Source organism: Aurantiacibacter luteus (assembly GCF_001010945.1).
Taxonomy (GTDB): domain Bacteria; phylum Pseudomonadota; class Alphaproteobacteria; order Sphingomonadales; family Sphingomonadaceae; genus Alteraurantiacibacter; species Alteraurantiacibacter luteus.
Map to the genome: position 1 here is coordinate 30,029 of NZ_LBHB01000006.1, position 16,753 is coordinate 46,781.

The 16,753-nt window shown below is 68.5% G+C and carries 19 protein-coding genes; 18 read left to right on the plus strand and 1 reads right to left on the minus strand.

Going from position 1 to position 16,753, the window contains the following annotated elements; all coding sequences use genetic code 11:
- Positions 1–2 precede the first annotated feature (2 nt).
- The 4 genes from flgK to AAW00_RS13940 are packed head-to-tail and all read left to right on the plus strand — an operon-like array spanning position 3 to position 4,054.
- On the plus strand, positions 3–1,340 hold the full coding sequence (flgK, locus tag AAW00_RS13925) for a flagellar hook-associated protein FlgK (protein ID WP_047005062.1): 1,338 nt from the start codon (positions 3–5) through the stop codon (positions 1,338–1,340).
- Positions 1,340–2,257: a flagellin N-terminal helical domain-containing protein gene (locus AAW00_RS13930; RefSeq protein ID WP_047005063.1), complete on the plus strand. Its 918-nt coding sequence runs from the start codon at positions 1,340–1,342 to the stop codon at positions 2,255–2,257. The genes flgK and AAW00_RS13930 overlap by 1 nt, the downstream gene beginning before the upstream one ends.
- 26 nt (positions 2,258–2,283) lie before the next feature.
- The gene (gene motA, locus AAW00_RS13935; RefSeq protein ID WP_047005064.1) at positions 2,284–3,147 is read left to right on the plus strand and encodes a flagellar motor stator protein MotA; all 864 of its coding nucleotides are present in this window, start codon (positions 2,284–2,286) and stop codon (positions 3,145–3,147) included.
- Position 3,148: 1 nt separating this feature from the next.
- On the plus strand, positions 3,149–4,054 hold the full coding sequence (locus AAW00_RS13940; RefSeq protein WP_082125112.1) for a flagellar motor protein MotB: 906 nt from the start codon (positions 3,149–3,151) through the stop codon (positions 4,052–4,054).
- Positions 4,055–4,518: 464 nt separating this feature from the next.
- Here the strand turns inward: AAW00_RS13940 and AAW00_RS13945 are convergent, their stop codons facing one another.
- Positions 4,519–5,349 (minus strand): flagellin N-terminal helical domain-containing protein, encoded by an 831-nt coding sequence (locus AAW00_RS13945; protein WP_047005102.1) that lies wholly within the window; start codon positions 5,347–5,349, stop codon positions 4,519–4,521.
- Between the two features lie 201 nt (positions 5,350–5,550).
- Between AAW00_RS13945 and AAW00_RS13950 the strand changes: the two genes are divergently transcribed.
- Genes AAW00_RS13950 through AAW00_RS14015 form a run of 14 tightly spaced genes read left to right on the plus strand, consistent with a single transcriptional unit; the run spans position 5,551 to position 16,747 of the window.
- On the plus strand, positions 5,551–6,828 hold the full coding sequence (locus AAW00_RS13950; RefSeq protein WP_082125113.1) for a sigma-54 interaction domain-containing protein: 1,278 nt from the start codon (positions 5,551–5,553) through the stop codon (positions 6,826–6,828).
- Positions 6,825–7,193 carry a flagellar hook-basal body complex protein FliE gene (gene fliE / locus AAW00_RS13955; protein WP_047005065.1) on the plus strand — a complete coding sequence of 123 codons (369 nt, stop codon included), beginning with the start codon at positions 6,825–6,827 and terminating at the stop codon, positions 7,191–7,193. Before AAW00_RS13950 ends, fliE begins: the two co-directional genes overlap by 4 nt.
- Positions 7,194–7,197: 4 nt before the next feature.
- Positions 7,198–8,835: a flagellar basal-body MS-ring/collar protein FliF gene (gene fliF, locus AAW00_RS13960; RefSeq protein WP_047005066.1), complete on the plus strand. Its 1,638-nt coding sequence runs from the start codon at positions 7,198–7,200 to the stop codon at positions 8,833–8,835.
- Positions 8,832–9,836 carry a flagellar motor switch protein FliG gene (locus tag AAW00_RS13965; RefSeq protein WP_047005067.1) on the plus strand — a complete coding sequence of 335 codons (1,005 nt, stop codon included), beginning with the start codon at positions 8,832–8,834 and terminating at the stop codon, positions 9,834–9,836. Before fliF ends, AAW00_RS13965 begins: the two co-directional genes overlap by 4 nt.
- Positions 9,829–10,464 carry a FliH/SctL family protein gene (locus AAW00_RS14415; RefSeq protein ID WP_052761983.1) on the plus strand — a complete coding sequence of 212 codons (636 nt, stop codon included), beginning with the start codon at positions 9,829–9,831 and terminating at the stop codon, positions 10,462–10,464. The genes AAW00_RS13965 and AAW00_RS14415 overlap by 8 nt, the downstream gene beginning before the upstream one ends.
- On the plus strand, positions 10,458–11,792 hold the full coding sequence (locus tag AAW00_RS13975) for a FliI/YscN family ATPase (RefSeq protein WP_047005068.1): 1,335 nt from the start codon (positions 10,458–10,460) through the stop codon (positions 11,790–11,792). Before AAW00_RS14415 ends, AAW00_RS13975 begins: the two co-directional genes overlap by 7 nt.
- The gene (locus tag AAW00_RS13980; RefSeq protein ID WP_047005069.1) at positions 11,782–12,210 is read left to right on the plus strand and encodes a hypothetical protein; all 429 of its coding nucleotides are present in this window, start codon (positions 11,782–11,784) and stop codon (positions 12,208–12,210) included. The genes AAW00_RS13975 and AAW00_RS13980 overlap by 11 nt, the downstream gene beginning before the upstream one ends.
- A gap of 25 nt (positions 12,211–12,235) precedes the next feature.
- A complete protein-coding gene (locus AAW00_RS13985) occupies positions 12,236–13,582 on the plus strand; it encodes a hypothetical protein (RefSeq protein ID WP_156170101.1) in 1,347 nt (448 codons plus the stop codon).
- Positions 13,583–13,614: 32 nt separating this feature from the next.
- Complete coding sequence (locus AAW00_RS13990) at positions 13,615–14,184, plus strand: flagellar basal body-associated FliL family protein (RefSeq protein ID WP_047005071.1); 570 nt, start codon at positions 13,615–13,617, stop codon at positions 14,182–14,184.
- A complete protein-coding gene (locus AAW00_RS13995; protein WP_156170102.1) occupies positions 14,181–15,080 on the plus strand; it encodes a FliM/FliN family flagellar motor switch protein in 900 nt (299 codons plus the stop codon). Before AAW00_RS13990 ends, AAW00_RS13995 begins: the two co-directional genes overlap by 4 nt.
- Positions 15,081–15,106: 26 nt before the next feature.
- Positions 15,107–15,400 carry a FliM/FliN family flagellar motor switch protein gene (locus tag AAW00_RS14000; RefSeq protein ID WP_047005073.1) on the plus strand — a complete coding sequence of 98 codons (294 nt, stop codon included), beginning with the start codon at positions 15,107–15,109 and terminating at the stop codon, positions 15,398–15,400.
- Positions 15,400–15,681, plus strand: coding sequence for a flagellar biosynthetic protein FliO (locus AAW00_RS14005; RefSeq protein ID WP_047005074.1), 282 nt, complete (start codon positions 15,400–15,402; stop codon positions 15,679–15,681). Before AAW00_RS14000 ends, AAW00_RS14005 begins: the two co-directional genes overlap by 1 nt.
- Positions 15,678–16,463: a flagellar type III secretion system pore protein FliP gene (fliP, locus tag AAW00_RS14010; protein ID WP_047005075.1), complete on the plus strand. Its 786-nt coding sequence runs from the start codon at positions 15,678–15,680 to the stop codon at positions 16,461–16,463. The genes AAW00_RS14005 and fliP overlap by 4 nt, the downstream gene beginning before the upstream one ends.
- A gap of 11 nt (positions 16,464–16,474) precedes the next feature.
- Positions 16,475–16,747, plus strand: a complete 273-nt coding sequence (locus AAW00_RS14015) for a flagellar biosynthetic protein FliQ (RefSeq protein ID WP_047005076.1) — start codon at positions 16,475–16,477, stop codon at positions 16,745–16,747.
- Positions 16,748–16,753: the final 6 nt, after the last annotated feature.

Below are 16,753 nucleotides of genomic sequence, written 5' to 3' on the forward strand. Positions count from 1 at the left end.
CGGTGTCGGGCAACCTTATCCTGATCGGACGCAGCGGCGCTAATGCCGCGCGCGCGGCGCTGGAGACGACCGCGCAGAACATCGCCAACGCCGACAACCCCACCTATGCGCGGCGCACGCTCGCCGTGTCGGAGGTCGCCGCCACCGGCGGCATCGGCACCGGCGGCAGTGCGGTCCTGAGCGGCGTGCGGGTGGACCGGGTGCAGCGGACGCAGTCGCTGTTCCTGCAGACCGAGGTGCGCCGCACATCCAGCGACATCGCCCGCGCCGATGCCGAACTACAAGGCCTGCGCGACGTGGAGAGCGTGCTGGAAGGGGCCGAGGTCTATCCCGCCATCACCCGTTTCGAAGCGAGCCTGTCGCGCCTTCGCTCCGATCCGCTAGACAGCTCGCTCAGGGCCGATGCACTGGAAGCCGCGCGCACGATGGTGCAGACCTTCGGCATAGCCGACCACGGGCTTGCCATTTCCGGCGACGAGATGCGCTTCGCCGCTGCCGACGGATTGGCCCAGGTCAACACGCTTGCGGGCGAACTCGCACGCGTGAACATCGGGCTGGCGCGCGCGCAGGACGGTTCTGTCAGCAAGGTCGCCCTGCTCGATCGCCGCGATGCGCTGCTGACCCAGATGGCCGGCGAGATCGGCATCAGTACCACTTTCGATGCCGTGGGCCGCGTCACCGTGCGACTGGTCGATGCGGGCGGCCCGGTCATGGTCGCAGGGGACAGCGCCTCCGCTATCTCGCAGACAGTCGATGCCGACGGCACCCTCTCGTTCGCACTCGACGGCACGCCTTTCTTTCCGCTGGCGGGAGCGCTGGCGGGGCGGGCACAGGCGCTCGAGCGGATCACGGTCGTCAAGACCGAACTCGACGGGGTAGCGGCGCTGCTGATCGCTCAGGTCAACGGCGCGCAGGCAATCGGCGCGACCCCGACCGGCGCTCGGGGCGGCCCGATGTTCTCCGGCACCGGCGCGGGCGACATCGCGCTCGTCATGGCGCAGGGCAGCGACATCGCCACGGCGCCCGCGGGCAGCCCCGCCTTCAGCCGGGACATCGGCAATCTCGAAAGCCTGATCGCGGCGCTGGCGGGCGATGGTCCCGCCAAGGCTGCCGATACCATGCTCTTTGGCCTGTCCAGTGCTATTGGCGGCAGGCAGATCACCCGCGATGCCCTTCGCTCCATCGCCGATACCGCTAGCATCGCGCTGGCGACCGAGACCGGGGTCGACCTCGACAACGAGGCGGCCAACCTTCTGCGATTCCAGCAAGCCTTTCAGGCCAATGGCCGTGTCATCCAGGTGGCGGCGGACATTTTCGACACGCTTCTGGGAGTGCGGTGATGAGCTTCATCGGCAATTCGTCTCTGGCTTTCTACCAGCGATCCGTCGCGCAGATGGCCGATGCCAGGCGCGGTGCCGAAAACCTGCAGACCCAGCTTGCCACGGGCGAGCGTCTCGCGCGTGCCTCGGAAGATCCCGTTGCCGCCTCGCGCATGCGCCGGCTGGACCGCACGGCCGCCCTGGCCGCCATCGACGAGGCCAGCGCAGCACGTGCCAACGACGACCTGTCGCTCGCGGGGAGCGCGCTCGCGGGTATCATCGACGATGTCGTTCGCCTGCGCGAGCTGGCACAATGGGCGGGCAGCGGCACCATCTCGCCGCAGCAGCGCGCCAGCATCGGCGAAGAGGTATCGCAGATCCGCCTCGGCCTGCTGACCGCCATCAATGGTCGCGACAGTTCCGGCAACGCTCTTTTCGGTGGTGAGACGGGCGGCGCAGCCTACAGCATCGATGCCCTTGGCAACGCGATCTACGTCGGCACCGCAGAGAGCGGCGAATTGGCGCTTGGCGGCGGGCAAAGCGTGCGCCGCGGCGTGACCGGCAGCGAGCTTTTCGACTTCAGCACCGGCGGCGCGGCGACCGACCTGCTAGCCTTCGTCAAGACGCTGGCCGACGCCTTGCAAGGGACCGTCGCCGACCCCGCGGCTTTCTCGCGCGATGCCGTGACCGGACTCGACGATGCGCTCGAGGTCCTGACGCGCGGACAGACCGTGATCGGTGCCAGGCTGGCCTGGGTAGAAACGGTGCAGGGCCGCCAACTCGCCGGATCGGAATTGCGTGCGGCTGAAGCAGATCGGTTGGGCGGCGTCGATTTCGCATCCAACATCGCCCGGCTGCAGCAGACCATGAATGTGCTTGAGGCCACCCAGGCGGGCTTCACCAGGCTCTCGCAGCTCTCGCTGTTCAACCGTATCTAAATTCGACCCGAAAGGCACCCTTCCCCATGCTTCCAGCCATCGGGATAATCATCCTCCTAGTCATGGTTTTCGGCGGTTTCGCTCTGACGGGCGGCGCGCTCGGCCCGGTGATGCACGCGGTGCCGCATGAAATGCTGATCATCGGCGGTGCAGCTGCCGGTGCGCTTGTAGCGGGAAACTCGAAGCACGAACTGAAGGCGCTGGGCAAGGGACTGGTCAAGGTCTTCAAGGGGCCGGGCTATTCGCGCAAGGACCATGTCGATGCGATCGCCCTTACCGGACGCCTGATGCGCCTGCTGAAAACCGAGGGTGCCGTCGCGCTGGAAGAACATGTCGAGAAGCCCGGCGAATCGGCGATCTTCGCCGAGTATCCCCGCATCCTGACCGATCATGCGCTGTGCGGCCTCATCTGCGACACGCTGATGCTGATGGTGGTCTCCTCCGGCACGCTGGAGGTGCACGCGGTGGAAGAAGTGATGGACAATGCCATCCGCTCCCATTTTCACGAGATGGACGAGCCCGCCCATGCGCTGCAGCAGTTGGCCGACGCGCTGCCCGCGCTGGGGATCGTTGCCGCCGTGCTGGGCGTGGTCAAGACCATGGGTTCCATCGATGAGCCGCCATCGGTGCTGGGCGGCATGATCGGCTCCGCGCTGGTCGGCACCTTCCTGGGCGTGCTGCTGGCATATGGCATCGTGGGCCCGCTCGCGAGCCGGCTCAAGCAGATCAACGCGCACGACCAACAGATCTTCCACTCCGTCAAGCAGGTCATCATCGCCTCGCTGCACGGTTGGCCCCACGCGCTGGCGGTGGAGTCGGCGCGGTCCGGGCTGCCGCATTCGTTGCGCCCGCCGCTGCTCGAACTGCTTGATACGCTGAAGGGCCGCTAGGATGGCGAGCGCCGCCCCACAGGCGGGCGAAGTTGCCTATATCGGCCCCGAGCGGCGCGGTCCCGATGATCTCGCGCCCGAACCGCAGCGCCCGCTGATCGTCAAGAAAGTCATCGTCCAGGCCGGCGATGGTCATCACGGCGGCGCCTGGAAGGTCGCCTACGCCGATTTCGTCACCGCGATGATGGCCTTTTTCCTGCTCCTGTGGCTGCTGGGCGCGACCACCGAGGAGCAGCGCAAGGGTCTTGCCGACTATTTCACCCCGACGCTCGTCAAGCTGCGAGAGGAGAGCGCGGGGGCCGACGGCCTGCTGGGCGGCAGTTCCATTACAGACGCGGATGCCTATCCCCATGCCGCCGGGCAGACCGGCACGCAGGCGCTGACGATCCCGCGCGATTCCCGCGGCGGCCCGGTCGAGGGCGGCGGGGCGCAGGAACCGGCGGGCATCCGGGCACGCGCATTGCAGAAGGAGATCGAGGAGCGCCTCGCCGCCGACGCGGCGCTGCGTGAACTGGTAAGGCAGGTGCGGGTCGTTGCGACACCCGAGGGCGTCCGCATAGACATGGTCGACGATGCCGATTTCTCCATGTTCGCGCTCGGCACCACGGTGCTGGTTCCGCGCGCGGAGGAGCTGTTCGCCACGATCGGCGCCTCGATCGCCGACTTGCCTGCTCCTATCATCGTGCGCGGTCACACCGATGCGCTCCCATGGCGGCCGGGCGTGGCGACCAACAACTGGTCCTTGTCCGCCGGTCGTGCCGAAGCCACGCGCCAGTCGCTGCTGCGCAGCGGCATCGCGCAAGGCCGCTTCGCCAGGATCGAGGGCGTGGCCGACCGCGAGTTGCTGATTGCCGACGATCCCGCGGACCCGCGCAACCGGCGCATCTCCATTCTGCTGCTGGACTAATCGGCCGTCTTCCGGTGGGCGTGCGGCGCGCCGGGGCCGGTCATCGCCTGTTTCTAAGCACCCCGCAGATCGCGGCTTCCCTGTCGATTGCCGCACTGTCGCCGCTGGCCCGTGGCCCAGCGTTCCGTTTCTGCGCGACCCGTGAGCGGCGACTGCCCTTGCGGCGGAAATGAGGCTTGATGACGGGTCCAGCCTCGTCACCTCTGTTGTCGCGCTTCCCAAAGACCCTTCACCCGCTTGCCTTGCAGCATCCAGGATCGCCGACGGACCTTTGGCCAGGGCAGAAGCGTGGTTCCGAGAGCAATGCCATTGCGCCACCCATGTCCGAGCCTCCGTCCCGGCTCGCCCGGCCGGCTCCGTGCCAGCTCAAGACAAGGCTAGGCACGCCGCCTTTCGCACGCATACGAAAAGACCCCGGCAGTTGCCCGCCGGGGTCTCGTCTACCAGGGACTGCGAAAATAGTCTTAGCGCAGCAGGGAGAGCACGTTCTGCTGGCTCTGGTTGGCCTGCGCCAGCATCGCGGTCGAAGCCTGGCTCAGGATCTGCGACTTGGCGAGCGCGGTCGTTTCCGCCGCGTAGTCCGCATCGACGATCCGCGAACGCGCATCCGACAGGTTGGTGGAGTTGATGCTGAGGCTGTTCACCGCCGATTCGAGCCGGTTCTGCGCCGCACCCAGGCCGGCGCGCGCCGTGGCGATGGTGCCGAGTTCGGTATCGACAGCCGCAATCGTCGCGTTGGCGGTGGTGCCATCGGCACCGGCCACGCCGTAGGACCCTGCCGCACCGGCCGCACCGGCAAGGCCCGAAAGATCGGCCATGTTGAGGTCGATCGTGTCACCACCGTTCGCGCCGGCCTGAATCGTCACCGCGGCGGTCGAGGCGTCGAACAGCTTCACGCCGTTGAATTCGGTGTTGGTCACCACCTGACCGATCTGCGCGGTGAGCGAATCCACCTCGGTCTGCATGTTGTCGCGGTCGCCGGCGGAATAGGTGCCCGAGGCCGCCTGCACCGACAGTTCGCGAACGCGCTGCAGCATGTTGGACACCTCGTCCAGCGCGCCTTCCGCCGACTGGGCGAGCGAGATGCCGTCGTTGGCGTTGCGCACGCCCTGGTTCATGCCGCGGATCTGCGCGGTCATGGTGGTGGCGATGGCGAGGCCGGCGGCATCGTCCTTGGCGCCGTTGATGCGCTTGCCGGTCGACAGGCGCTCCATCGCGACACCCATCATGCGATCGGCCTGGCTGGAGGCGTTGGCGGCCTTCAGGGCGGAGATATTCGTGTTGATAACGGCCATGTGAAAATCCTCGTTCTCGTGGTCGCAGCTGCGGCCCGTCGCCGTGGCTGTCAGGGCAAAGAGCGGCCCGGGAACGCGGATTTTAAGCGGCTGTCCCGCCATGCGACTAGGTAGTCGTGCGTGGCCTTAAATTACCCCGGCTTAGAACGTTGGGCCGCATTGCCGGCTCAAGGGCAGACAGGGTTAACAGGGGCACGGTTCATGCAGGTTCGGCTGGGCGAGAATACCGAAAAAAAACATGCGCCGCTGGCCCGGTTGGCGGCCACGGCGCTGGGATCGGGGCCGGGAACGGCAACGGTCCACCTCTGCGATCACGCGGAGGAGCCGCTTGCCCGTCGCCGTGACGACCTGGTCATCACGCTATGCCGCGGCGAGATACCGTCCATCGTACCGGCCGGAGCCCGCGGCTTCGCAATCACCTATGCGGACCCGACCGACCGCGCCGTGATCGCCGCCATCGCCGCCTGCAGCCAGTCCTCCGGGCCGATCTGCGCCGATCCCGGCAGCCTTGCGCTGATGGCGCTCGCCGAGCGCGTGGCGCAGAGCGATATTCCGCTGTTGATCGACGGGCCGACAGGTACCGGCAAGGAAGTGCTCTCGCGCTTCGTCCATGCCAGCAGCGCGCGCCGCGATGGCCGCTTCGTGGCGGTCAACTGTGCCGCGATGCCCGAAGCCATGCTGGAGGCGCTGCTGTTCGGCCACCGCAAGGGCGCCTTCACCGGGGCGAGCGAGGCGGCCGAAGGCTTCTTCCGCGCGGCCGACGGCGGCACCCTGCTGCTCGACGAGATCGCCGAGATGCCGCTGGGGCTCCAGGCCAAGCTGCTGCGCGCCTTGCAGGAAGGCGAGGTCGTGCCGCTGGGCGCCACCATGCCGGTGAAGGTGGACGTGCGGGTCATCGCCTGCGCGAACCGCGACCTTCCCACCGAGGTCGCCGAGGGCCGGTTCCGTGCCGACCTGTATTACCGCCTCAACGTCTTTCCCCTCAGCCTTGCCGCCTTGCGCGACCGGCCCGAAGACATCGCCCCGATCGTCTTCGCGATGATCCTGCGCCATACCCCGGCCGGCGTACCCGTCGCCTGGCCGAGCCGCGCGGCACTCGCCAAGCTGGAATATCACCCCTGGCCGGGCAACATCCGCGAGCTGGAGAACGTGGTGCGCCGCGCGCTCGTGCTCGCGGGGAACGGCGCAAGTATCGAGGCATCGCACATCATCTTCGATTCCGCGGCGCGCTGCGTCAGCACCGAGACGCCCGTGTTCTCCACACCCGCGATGCCCGCCATTGCTCGCGGCGGCACCGCCAGCCGCCTCTCCTCCATCGTCCGCGATACCGAGGCGCAGGCCATCATCGATACGCTCGACGCCTGCGACGGTCATCGCGGCGAGACGGCAAGGGTGCTGGGCATTTCGGAGCGCACCCTGCGCTATCGCCTCGCCTCGTTGCGTGATGCCGGTCTGGCGCCTGCGAGGATCGCACGATGAGCACGATCAGCGGCTCACCGGGCGTGGCGCAGGTCATGGCGCTGCGGCGCCAGATCGTCGATCAGACACAGGCTCTTCGCGACCTGCGCCAAGCTGGCGGCCCGGGCGGTACGGGAGCTGCCGCATCTCCCGCGCAGCCGCAGGACGGCAGTTTTGCCGGCACGCTGCGCAACGCTGTCGACGAGGTCAGCGCCGCCCAGCGGCGAAGTTCCGACATCACCGCCGCCTACGAACAGGGCCAGGTGACCGATGTCGCCCAGGTCATGCTCGCCCGGCAGGAAGCCGGCGTCGCCTTCGAGGCCACGCTGCAGGTCAGGAACAAGTTGCTGTCCGCCTATCAGGACATAATGCGGATGGGAGTATAACCAGATGGCTGATCTCATCCCAGCAACCGCCGGCGCGGCCGACCCGCGCGCCGTGCCGCCATCGCTCCTCGCCCCCCTCACCGATCCTGCGGGCGGTACATTGCGTGACCGTTTCGGCGGCTTTTTCGGCCAGCCCGCCGTGCGCCGCGCCCTGCCCGGCATAGTCGGTGTGAGCGCGCTGGCGGGTGCTGCCCTGCTGTGGGTCAGCCTTTCGAGCGGGCCCCAGCGGGTGCTTTACTCCACCCTCTCCGATGCCGAGCGATCCGAGGTCGTGGGCGCGCTCGAGCAGGGCGGCATCACCTATGCCATCGACGCCTCCACCGGCACGCTGACCGTGGGTGAGGACGACCTTTACAAGGCGCGCATGCTGGTGGCCAGCAACGGCGCGCTGGCCGCGCCCGACAGCACCGCCGAACTGCTCGATTCCATCCCGCTGGGATCGAGTCGCACGCTGGAAGGCGAGCGCCTGCGCAACGTGCGCGAGCGCGAGCTGATGCTGACCATCGCCGAGATCGACGGCGTGGAGGCCGTCCGCGTCCACCTTGCCACGCCCGAGCGTACCGTTTTCGTGCGCGAGCGGACCGCCCCTTCGGCCTCGGTCATGGTCCGCCTCGCGCGCGGCCGCAGCCTCTCGCCGGACCAGGTGATGGCCATCGGCAACCTGGTCGCCGCGTCCGTCCCCGGCATGACCGCCGATGCCGTGCGCGTGGTCGACCAGCACGGCCAGCTCCTCTCCTCGACTGGCGGCGAGAACGCCGACGGGCTCGACCTGCAACGCCAGTTCGAGGACAAGCTGCGCGCACAGCTCGCCCAGCTCCTGACGCCCATCGTGGGCGAAGGCAATTTCTCCACCGAAGTCCAGGTCGAACTCGACCTTGCCGAGGTGACCTCGGCGCAGGAAAGCTACGACCGCGAAGGCGCGATCCGCAGCGAGACGCAGTCGCGTTCCCAGTCGCAAGGGCCCGGCCTCGCCGGCGGCGTGCCTGGCGTGCTGTCCAACACCCCGCCACCACCCACGGGCCTGGACGATGCCGCACCCGAAGGCACGGTCACCGAGGCGGGCGCACTGGCAACCAGCGGTGAGAGCACCGCCCGCCGGACTTACGAACTCGGCCGGCAGGTCGCTGTCTCCAGCACCACCCCGGGCGCGGTCAAGCGCCTGTCGGTCGCGGTTGCGGTGGATTCCGCCGCACTCGGCACCATCGCGCCCGCCAACCTGCAATCGATCGAGAACCTCGTCGGCTCGGCGGTCGGCGCGCAGCCTGATCGCGGCGACCGGGTGACCGTCATCACCAGCGCGTTCTCGCCGACGGACATCGAGGACGCCCCCTTCTGGGAAACCGCCTGGTTCGCCACGATCCTGCGCAATGCGGTGGCGCTGATCGCGGTCATTCTTGCCGCCGTCTTCGGTCTTCGCCCGCTGATGGCGATGCTGCGCCGGCGCGGCGAGACGGCGGACGAGCGGGTCAGGATGCTCGCCTCGCCGGTATCCGGCGAGCAGGATACCGATGCCCTGCTCGATGCGACCTCCATGCACGAACAAATCGAACTGACGCGCAAGCTGGCCGCCGACAAGCCGGAGCGCGCCGCCGCCGCGCTGCGCCGGATGCTCGCCCCGCCCGCCGAAAGCCGCGCGGCATGAGCGCGCTACCGCAAGCCAGCGACATCGAGCGCGCCGCCATCGTCGTGATGCTGATGGACGAGGCCGATGCCTCCAGCGTCCTCGCCCACCTGACGCCCGAGGAACTGACGCTGGTCGGCACCACCATGTGCAACCTCGGCACCATCGCCGAGGAGCGTATCGCCGATGCGCTCGCAGGGTTCATCCGCCACGCCGCCAACGAAGGTATCGACGCCCACGACCGCCCGCAAACGGTGCGCCGCCTGATGCAGGGTGCGGTCGGCGAGGTGCGGGGCGAGCACCTGATGCAGCGCATCGCCCCGCCCCGCGCAGCGCGCTCGCTGGAGATCGCCCGCTGGCTCGCGCCCGAAAGTCTCCTCGCGCTGCTCGACGGCGAACATCCGCAGGCCATCGCCGTGCTGTTGCTGCTGCTCGATCCCGAACCCGCGGCCCATGTCCTTGCAGGCCTGCCGCAGACCATGCAGCCGGTCGTGGTCGAACGCATCGCGCGAATGGGCCCGGTATCCGCCGCGGCCGTCGCCATGCTCGACGACCTGCTCTCGACCCGCATCGTCGAGCAGTTCGGCCGCGCCGCTCTGGTCATGGGCGGCGCACGCGAGGCGGCGGAACTGATCAACCAGGCGATGGGTAACGTCGGCGCGATCGTCATGCCGGAAATCGATCGCCGCGATTCCTCCCTCGCCCGGCGCATCGAGGCGGAGATGTTCACTTTCGCCATGTTGTCCGACCTCGAACCGCAGGCCATGGGCCGCCTGCTGCGCGACATCGAGAGCGAGGTTCTCGTCGATGCGCTCAAGGGCCTGGCAGAGGAGGAGCGCCAGCCGTTCTTCGCCGCCATGTCCAGCCGTGCCGCCGACGGCGTGAAGGACGAGATCGAACTGCGTGGGCGCATCCGCAAGGACGATGCCCGCAAGGCGCAGAACGTGATCGTGGAAGCTGCACGCAAGCTGGCCGACCAGGGCGAGATCGTGATCGGGTCGGGGGACAACGACTATGTTTGAAGGCGGCGCCGGCTTCGCTTCGCTGCCCCGCGACACGCGTCACCATACTGCCCCCGGCTGGCTCGACAGGCTCGGCGCTCGCGGCGAATTCGAGCCCGATCTCCGGTTCGGTCCGCGAATGATTCCGGATGCGAATGCCTGCGCGGCGGAGGCGGAGCGGGCGGAGATCCAGGCCGCCATCGACCTCGCCTACGAGCAGGGCCGGACCAATGGCGAGGCGGCTGCCGAGGCCCGGGCAAGGATCGAGATCGCCGCGCGCGAGAGGCTCGGCATGGAACTGCGACAGCTCGACGTCTCGCTCCAGCAAACGCTGGCCGAAGCCCTACGCGAAACCGTGGCGGCGCTGTGCAGCGACCTGGTCACAAATGCGGCGGCCGACGCGGAGCGGCTCGAACGTCGCTGCGAGGCGGCGGCCGTCATGCTCGGAGGGGCCATCGGCGACCTGCGCCTGTATCTGCATCCCGACGATATCGCCCCACTCGATCCCGCGTTCGCCGCAGGCTGGACAATAGTGCCCGACCCCGAGGCGGAGCGCGGCTCCCTCAGGCTCGAGAGCGGCGACAGCGGCATCTGCGACGGTCCCGCCGTCTGGCGCGACCAGATCGACGCCGCGCTGCGCGTGTGCTGAGTCTCGCCGCTCGCACGCTGGAGCAGCTGTCGCGCGCGCCCCTTTCGATCGGGCCGGTGCGGCACGGCCGCATCCGCTCGTGCGAAGGTGGACTGGTCGAGGTGTCCGGTCTGCCGGTTCCTATCGGCACGCTGTGTCGCATCGAGGACGGCGCCGGCAGCACGGAGCACACCGCCGAAGTGATCGGCTTCCGCCACGGGCACAGCCTGATGATGCTGCTCGGCGATACCGTGCTGCTCGAACCCGACAGCCTGGTGCGCCCGGAAGGGACGCCGGGCATGGTGGAGGTGAGCGAGGCCTTCCTCGGCCGCGCGGTCGACGGCTGCGCGATGCCCATCGACGGAGGCGGCCCGGTCGCCGCCAGTACCCGCTGGCCGCTCGCCGGACGGCGCGAGGGCGCGCTGGAGCGAGCCAGCGTCACCCTACCGTTCGACAGCGGAGTGCGCGCGATCAACGCGCTTGCCACCATGGGCGTGGGCCAGCGCATGGGTATCATTGCCGGCTCCGGCGTGGGCAAGTCGGTGCTGATCGACATGATCGCGCACGGGGCAGAGGCCGATGTCGTGGTCGTCGGCCTGATCGGCGAGCGCGCGCGCGAGGTGTCCGACTTCGTTGCCCGCCACCTTTCCGGGGCGGAAGCGGCGCGCACGGCGATCGTCGCCGTACCTGCCGACCACGCGCCCAACCTGCGCCTGCGCGGCTGCCAGTTCGCCACCGCACTGGCGGAATTCTTCCGCGCCCAAGGAAAGCGCGTGCTGCTGATCATGGACAGCCTGACCCGCGTAGCCCACGCCGCGCGCGAGATCGCCCTGCTGACCGGGGAGCCCGGGGCCGCCCGCGGCTATCCGCCCAGCGCGCTCGCCACCATCACACGCCTCGTCGAGCGCGCCGGCAACGCCGCCAGCACCGGCGGCGCGATCACTGGGCTTTACACCGTGCTGGCTGACGGCGACGATACCAACGATCCCGTCGTCGATACTGCGCGCGCCATTCTCGACGGGCATCTGGTGCTCTCGCGTGAACTGGCGCAGCGCGGTCATTATCCGGCGATAGACGTGCCCGCCTCGCTCAGCCGGATCATGGACGATGTCGTGACGCGCGAGCAACTCGCCGCCTCCCGCGCCATGCGCGCGCTGATCGCCGACTACGAAGGCAACCGCGATCTCGTGCTGATGGGCGCCTACCGGGAGGGGGCCGATCCGGCAGTGGACAGGGCCATGGCGATGCACGGACCGATCGCCGCCTTTCTCGCTCAGGAACGCGCCGAGCGCTCTTCGCTTGCCGATAGCCGGGCGCAGTTGCTGTCGGTGATGCAGGATGGCGACTGACAAGACGCGGCTGCAACGGCTCGAGCGGCTTGCCCGCCTGCGCGCGGTCGAACGGCACGAGGCGACGCGCAGAATGGCACTGGCCGTGGATGCGCAGTGCCGCAGCGACGACCTGCTCGCGCGATGCCGCGACATCACGGCGCGCTATGCCGCGACGGACACGGCGCAGTGCGGGCAGGACCTTGTGGGCGCCATGCGCTTTGCCGCGCACATGGCGGACGTGGCCGAGACCAGCCGGCAATGCGCCGATCTGACGGCCGAGGCATCGCGCCTCGCGCGGCAGGACATGGCCACCGCTCAGCGTCGCGGCGAACTGGTCGAGCAGCGATTGGACAGCGAAAAGCGGGCCTATCTTCGCGAAGACGGCCGCGACAATCCCGAATTGGCACGAAACTTGATGAGGCGGTCTCGAACCTGATTTTTCTGCGCCGAGGGACCGACCGTTGCTGCCGATCACTGCCAGTTTGCCGAAAATGCCGTCCCCCCTTGAAAGCGGGGCTACCGCAACGCTCGGCGAAGGGATCGCCGAACGCTTCGAAGCGCTGTTCGCGGCGTTTACCGATACCGTGCCAGACGAAATTCCCGCTCCCGAGGCCGTCGTCGATGGTACCGACGGCAGCGTCTTGCCGGTCGAGGGCGGCAATAGTTTGCCGCCGGCCGCGCTGGTCATTCCGCAGCCCACTCCCGGGGTGTCCCTCCTGCCTGTCGTGTCGCCCATGCCGGCACAGGAGAAGCCTTCGAACCCGCCGTCCGGCCAGCCACGGTTGGTAAGCCTGGATGGCGACGCCCGGCCTGGCCGCCAATTCCCGGCACCTCTTTCCGCACAAGCTGCTGAAACCTTGCGCGAAGTCCCCACCGCCGCACTCGTCGCAGGCGCGGTGGCGCCCTCGCCCGCACCGCATCAGGGCTCGCCATCCGGCAAGGCGCCCGCGGCTGTCGTCCTGCCGAACCAATGGGACATCGCCGATCTGCAAATCGTAACGACCAGTCCTGCGCGGCTGCCGGTGGCCGTTCAGCCTGCTGTCCAGGCCATCGCCGCCCCAATCGTGGCTCTGGCAGGCACGGCCTCATCCTCAAGCCATCAACCCGCCTTGCCAGAGGAAGAGCCGGACGCCGCATCGTCGCGCGAAGTCGGCGAATTGCCGGAGTTCAAGGCGAGGCCCACCCGCCTCGCATCACCTGTTGCCGCGCTTGCAGGTTCGACCGCAGCGCCGCCCCTCGCCGCCATCGAAGCAGTCCAGCAAACTGGCGCGCCGCAACCCACCACCGCTGCCCAGCCGTTGCAGAACCAACTCTCTCAACCCGCTGCAACGGCGGGCCAGGCGCGGCCGCTCACCCTTACCGACCTTGTCGACAGCATCGCCCAGGCGCGCGAGGCGGCCCTCCCCCACCGGGCCGAACTGTCGGTGCGCCATTCCGATTTCGGCCGGGTCAGCATTCGCATGGACGCAGCCGGAGCGGCCGCTTCACTGGGCTTCACGCTGTCGAGCGCGGATGCCGGCTTCTCTTCCGCGGCACAGGCGGCGCTTGCCGATCGCGGCGCGGCCGAGCGTGTCGTGGTGGCGGCGCAGGGTGACCAGACCTCGCGCCAGGCCGAGCCGAACGCGTCCGGCCAGGGCGGCAGCAACGGCGCCTCGAGCCAGCAGGCGACTAGCGGCGGAACCGGCCATCCGGCCCACCGCTCGCCCGCGCCCGCCCACGACCCGGCGCGCGATGCCGATGTTTCGCGCGCCGACGAGAATGTCGTCTCGTCGAACGATCGCCGCGCCCGCGGCGGCATCTTCGCCTGATTTCCGTCACACTCACACCACGGACAGCATCCATGAGCGAAACTCCCGAACCCAAGAAGAAATCCGGCGGCAAGCTGAAGCTGCTGGTCGGCGCATTGCTGCTGCTCGGCCTGGGGGCCGGCGGCGTCTATGGCGCCATGCACTTCGGTCTGCTGGGCGGCGCCGCAGAGGCCCGCGCACCCGAGGGGCCGCAACTTCTGCCCAAGGGGGAGGATGATCCCTACGCGCCGACCGAGGACGAGAGCGAGGAGGTATCCTACGTCGATGGCGAAGGCGGCAGCGAATACCGCACGAGCTACTACAGCTTCGAGGACAGCTTCACCGCCAACCTGAAGAACTCCGCCGCGCTGATCCAGGTGAGCCTGGCCGCTTCCACCCGGCGCGACGGGCGCGTGCTGCAATGGCTGCACCGCCACGAGCTGGCGATCCGGTCGGCCATCATCGTCCAGCTCGCCGAGACCACCGAGGAACAGGCGACGACAGAGGCTGGCAAGCAGGATCTGCAGCGGCGACTGACAGCCGCAATCAACGAGGTGCTCGAAAATACCGAGGGGTTCGGCGGTGTCGATAACGTCTATTATCGCGGATACCTCGTCCAGTGAGCGCGCAGGCGAACAAGACCCGCACGGCAAAGGCGGCGCGGGCCGTAACGCATTGCACGAAGCTGCTCGGCTCACGCATGGACGATGCCGACCGCACGGCCTGCCTGGCTCAGCTCGCCGGTCGGCTGTGCCGCCGGCTGCCTCCGGCGCTCGCCGCGGTGATCGCCGGAGCCAAGGTGCGCGTTGCCGCGGGGACGCCCTGCCAGCACCCGGCGGGCGAAGCCGAGGCCGCCTTTGCCGGGCTTGCGACCGCTGGAACCCTTGCGCTGCCGGGCGAGGTTGGGCTGCTCGTCATGCTCGAAATGCCGCACGCCCTGCGCCTGACCGATCGCCTGTTTGGCGGCAACGGCGAACTGCCCGATCCGCTTCCCGGCGATCTGCCGATGACTGCGGAGCTGGTGCTCGCGCGGCTGGACCAGGCCCTTTGCGAGGCGCTGACGGACGAACGCGGTGGCGGCCAGCGACCGCAGGCCGCCGGGCGCAGCAGCGATATCGCGCGCGCGATGGCGGCAGGACGCGGGTCGGGCTGGACGAGTATCGGGATCGAGATCGAAGAGGAAGGTCGCGAAGCCTGGAGCGTGGTCGTCGCGCTGGACGATGCCGCGCTCGACCGGCTTGCCCGCATGGGCGCAGACCGCGTCCCGGCCGACCGGCGCCGCGCCGTCAGCCCGGACCCGTTGAGCGCTCCGTTTGCCGACCTCCCCTTCGATCTCACCGCCACCCTGCTCGAGCTGACGATCCCCTTCTCCCGCCTCTCCGACCTCAAGGTCGGCGACCGCCTGCCCGTCGCCATCCCTCGCGACGTCGAATTGACACTCGGTCCGATCCCGCTTGCCACTGGCACCATCGGCACGCGCGAAGACCGCGTGGCCCTGCGCCTCTCGCGCGTCGCCTGACCCGACTTTCTCAAGGACCAAGATAGATGAACATTTCTCCCCGCGGTCTCGGCATGCTTCGCAACGTCGAGGTCTGCCTCTCCGTCGAACTCGGCCGCGCGCGCATGACGCTTAAGGAATTGCTGGCACTCCAGACCGACACCGTGGTGCCGCTGGACCGCCTCAGCGACGAACCGCTCGACGTCTTCGTCAATGGCAAGCGCATCGCCAAGGCGGAAATCCTCACCGAGGGCGACCGCTTTGCCTTGCGTATCGTCGAGATGGATGGCGAAGGCGACGGCGATGCGGGCGACGCTGCTATCGCGAGCGATGCCGCCTGATGGTCTGGTATGTCGTCAAGCTTGTGCTGATGCTGCCGCTGATCGGACTTCTGATCTGGGGCAGCCTGGTACTGACTCGCAAGTTGCAGGCTCGCGTCGGCCCAGCCCAGCGCACAAAGGCCGCGCGGTTGGTTGAGACGACCTTTCTCGCGCCCGGCGTAAAGCTGGCCGTGATCGAGTTTCACGGGCGCGAGATTCTCGTCGGCTCCTCGCGCCACGGCCTCGTGCGCCTGGCCGAGGCCGGCGCCGTCGACCGCTCCATGCCGGAAAACGGCGAATGACGCGCTCGCGCACCATCGCCCTGTGCAGCGGCGTGGCAGTCGGCCTGTCGCTGCTGGCCCTGCCGCACCTGGCTTTGGCGCAAGAAGCCGCGCCCTCTGCCATGAGCGGCGCGCTCGACCGGGCGCTGGGAGCCGCGGGAGGAGAGGAGCAGGCGCCGCTGTCGCTCTCGTTGCAGCTGCTGCTGCTGATGGGCCTGCTCACCATCCTGCCGGCCCTGCTGCTGATGATGACCAGCTTCACCCGCATCATCATCGTCCTTTCGATCATGCGCCAGGCGCTGGGCCTTCAGCAGTCGCCGCCCAACCAGGTGCTGATCGGGCTGTCGCTCTTCCTCTCGCTGTTCGTCATGGCCCCGACGCTGGAGGGCGTGAACGACCGCGCGCTGGCACCCTATGGCGCGGGCACGATGAACGCCGAACAGGCCATCGAGGCGGCGGGCGAGGAGTTCCATGTCTTCATGATCCGCCAGACCCGCACTGCCGACCTCGCCATGTTCACCGACATCGCCGGCGAGGATTCCTACGATGCGCCCGAGGCGGTGCCCTTTTCGATCCTGCTGCCAGCCTTCGTCACCAGCGAATTGAAGACGGCGTTCCAGATCGGCTTCATGCTGTTCCTGCCCTTCCTGGTCATCGATCTCGTCGTGGCATCGGTGCTGATGAGCCTTGGCATGATGATGCTCTCGCCCACCATCGTCTCGCTGCCATTCAAGCTGCTGCTGTTCGTCCTGATCGACGGCTGGAGCCTGCTGATGGGATCGCTGGCCATGAGTTTCGCCTGAGGCGCGGCGAGATGGACGATACCGCCTCCCTCCTCTCCCTGACCGACCGGATGCTGTGGGTCACCGCTCTCGTCGCGGCGCCGGTGCTGCTGGCGGCGCTGGGCGTGGGCCTGCTCATCGGCATCGTGCAGGCGGCGACCTCGGTGAACGAGCAGACGCTGACCTTCGTGCCCAAGCTCGCCGTCATTGCCCTGGTGCTGGTCATCTTCGGCGCTTCGATGATGGGCCTCGTCGCCGATTTCGCGCGCGACATCTTCCAGCAAATCGCCACGATCTCGGGATAGGCTGGG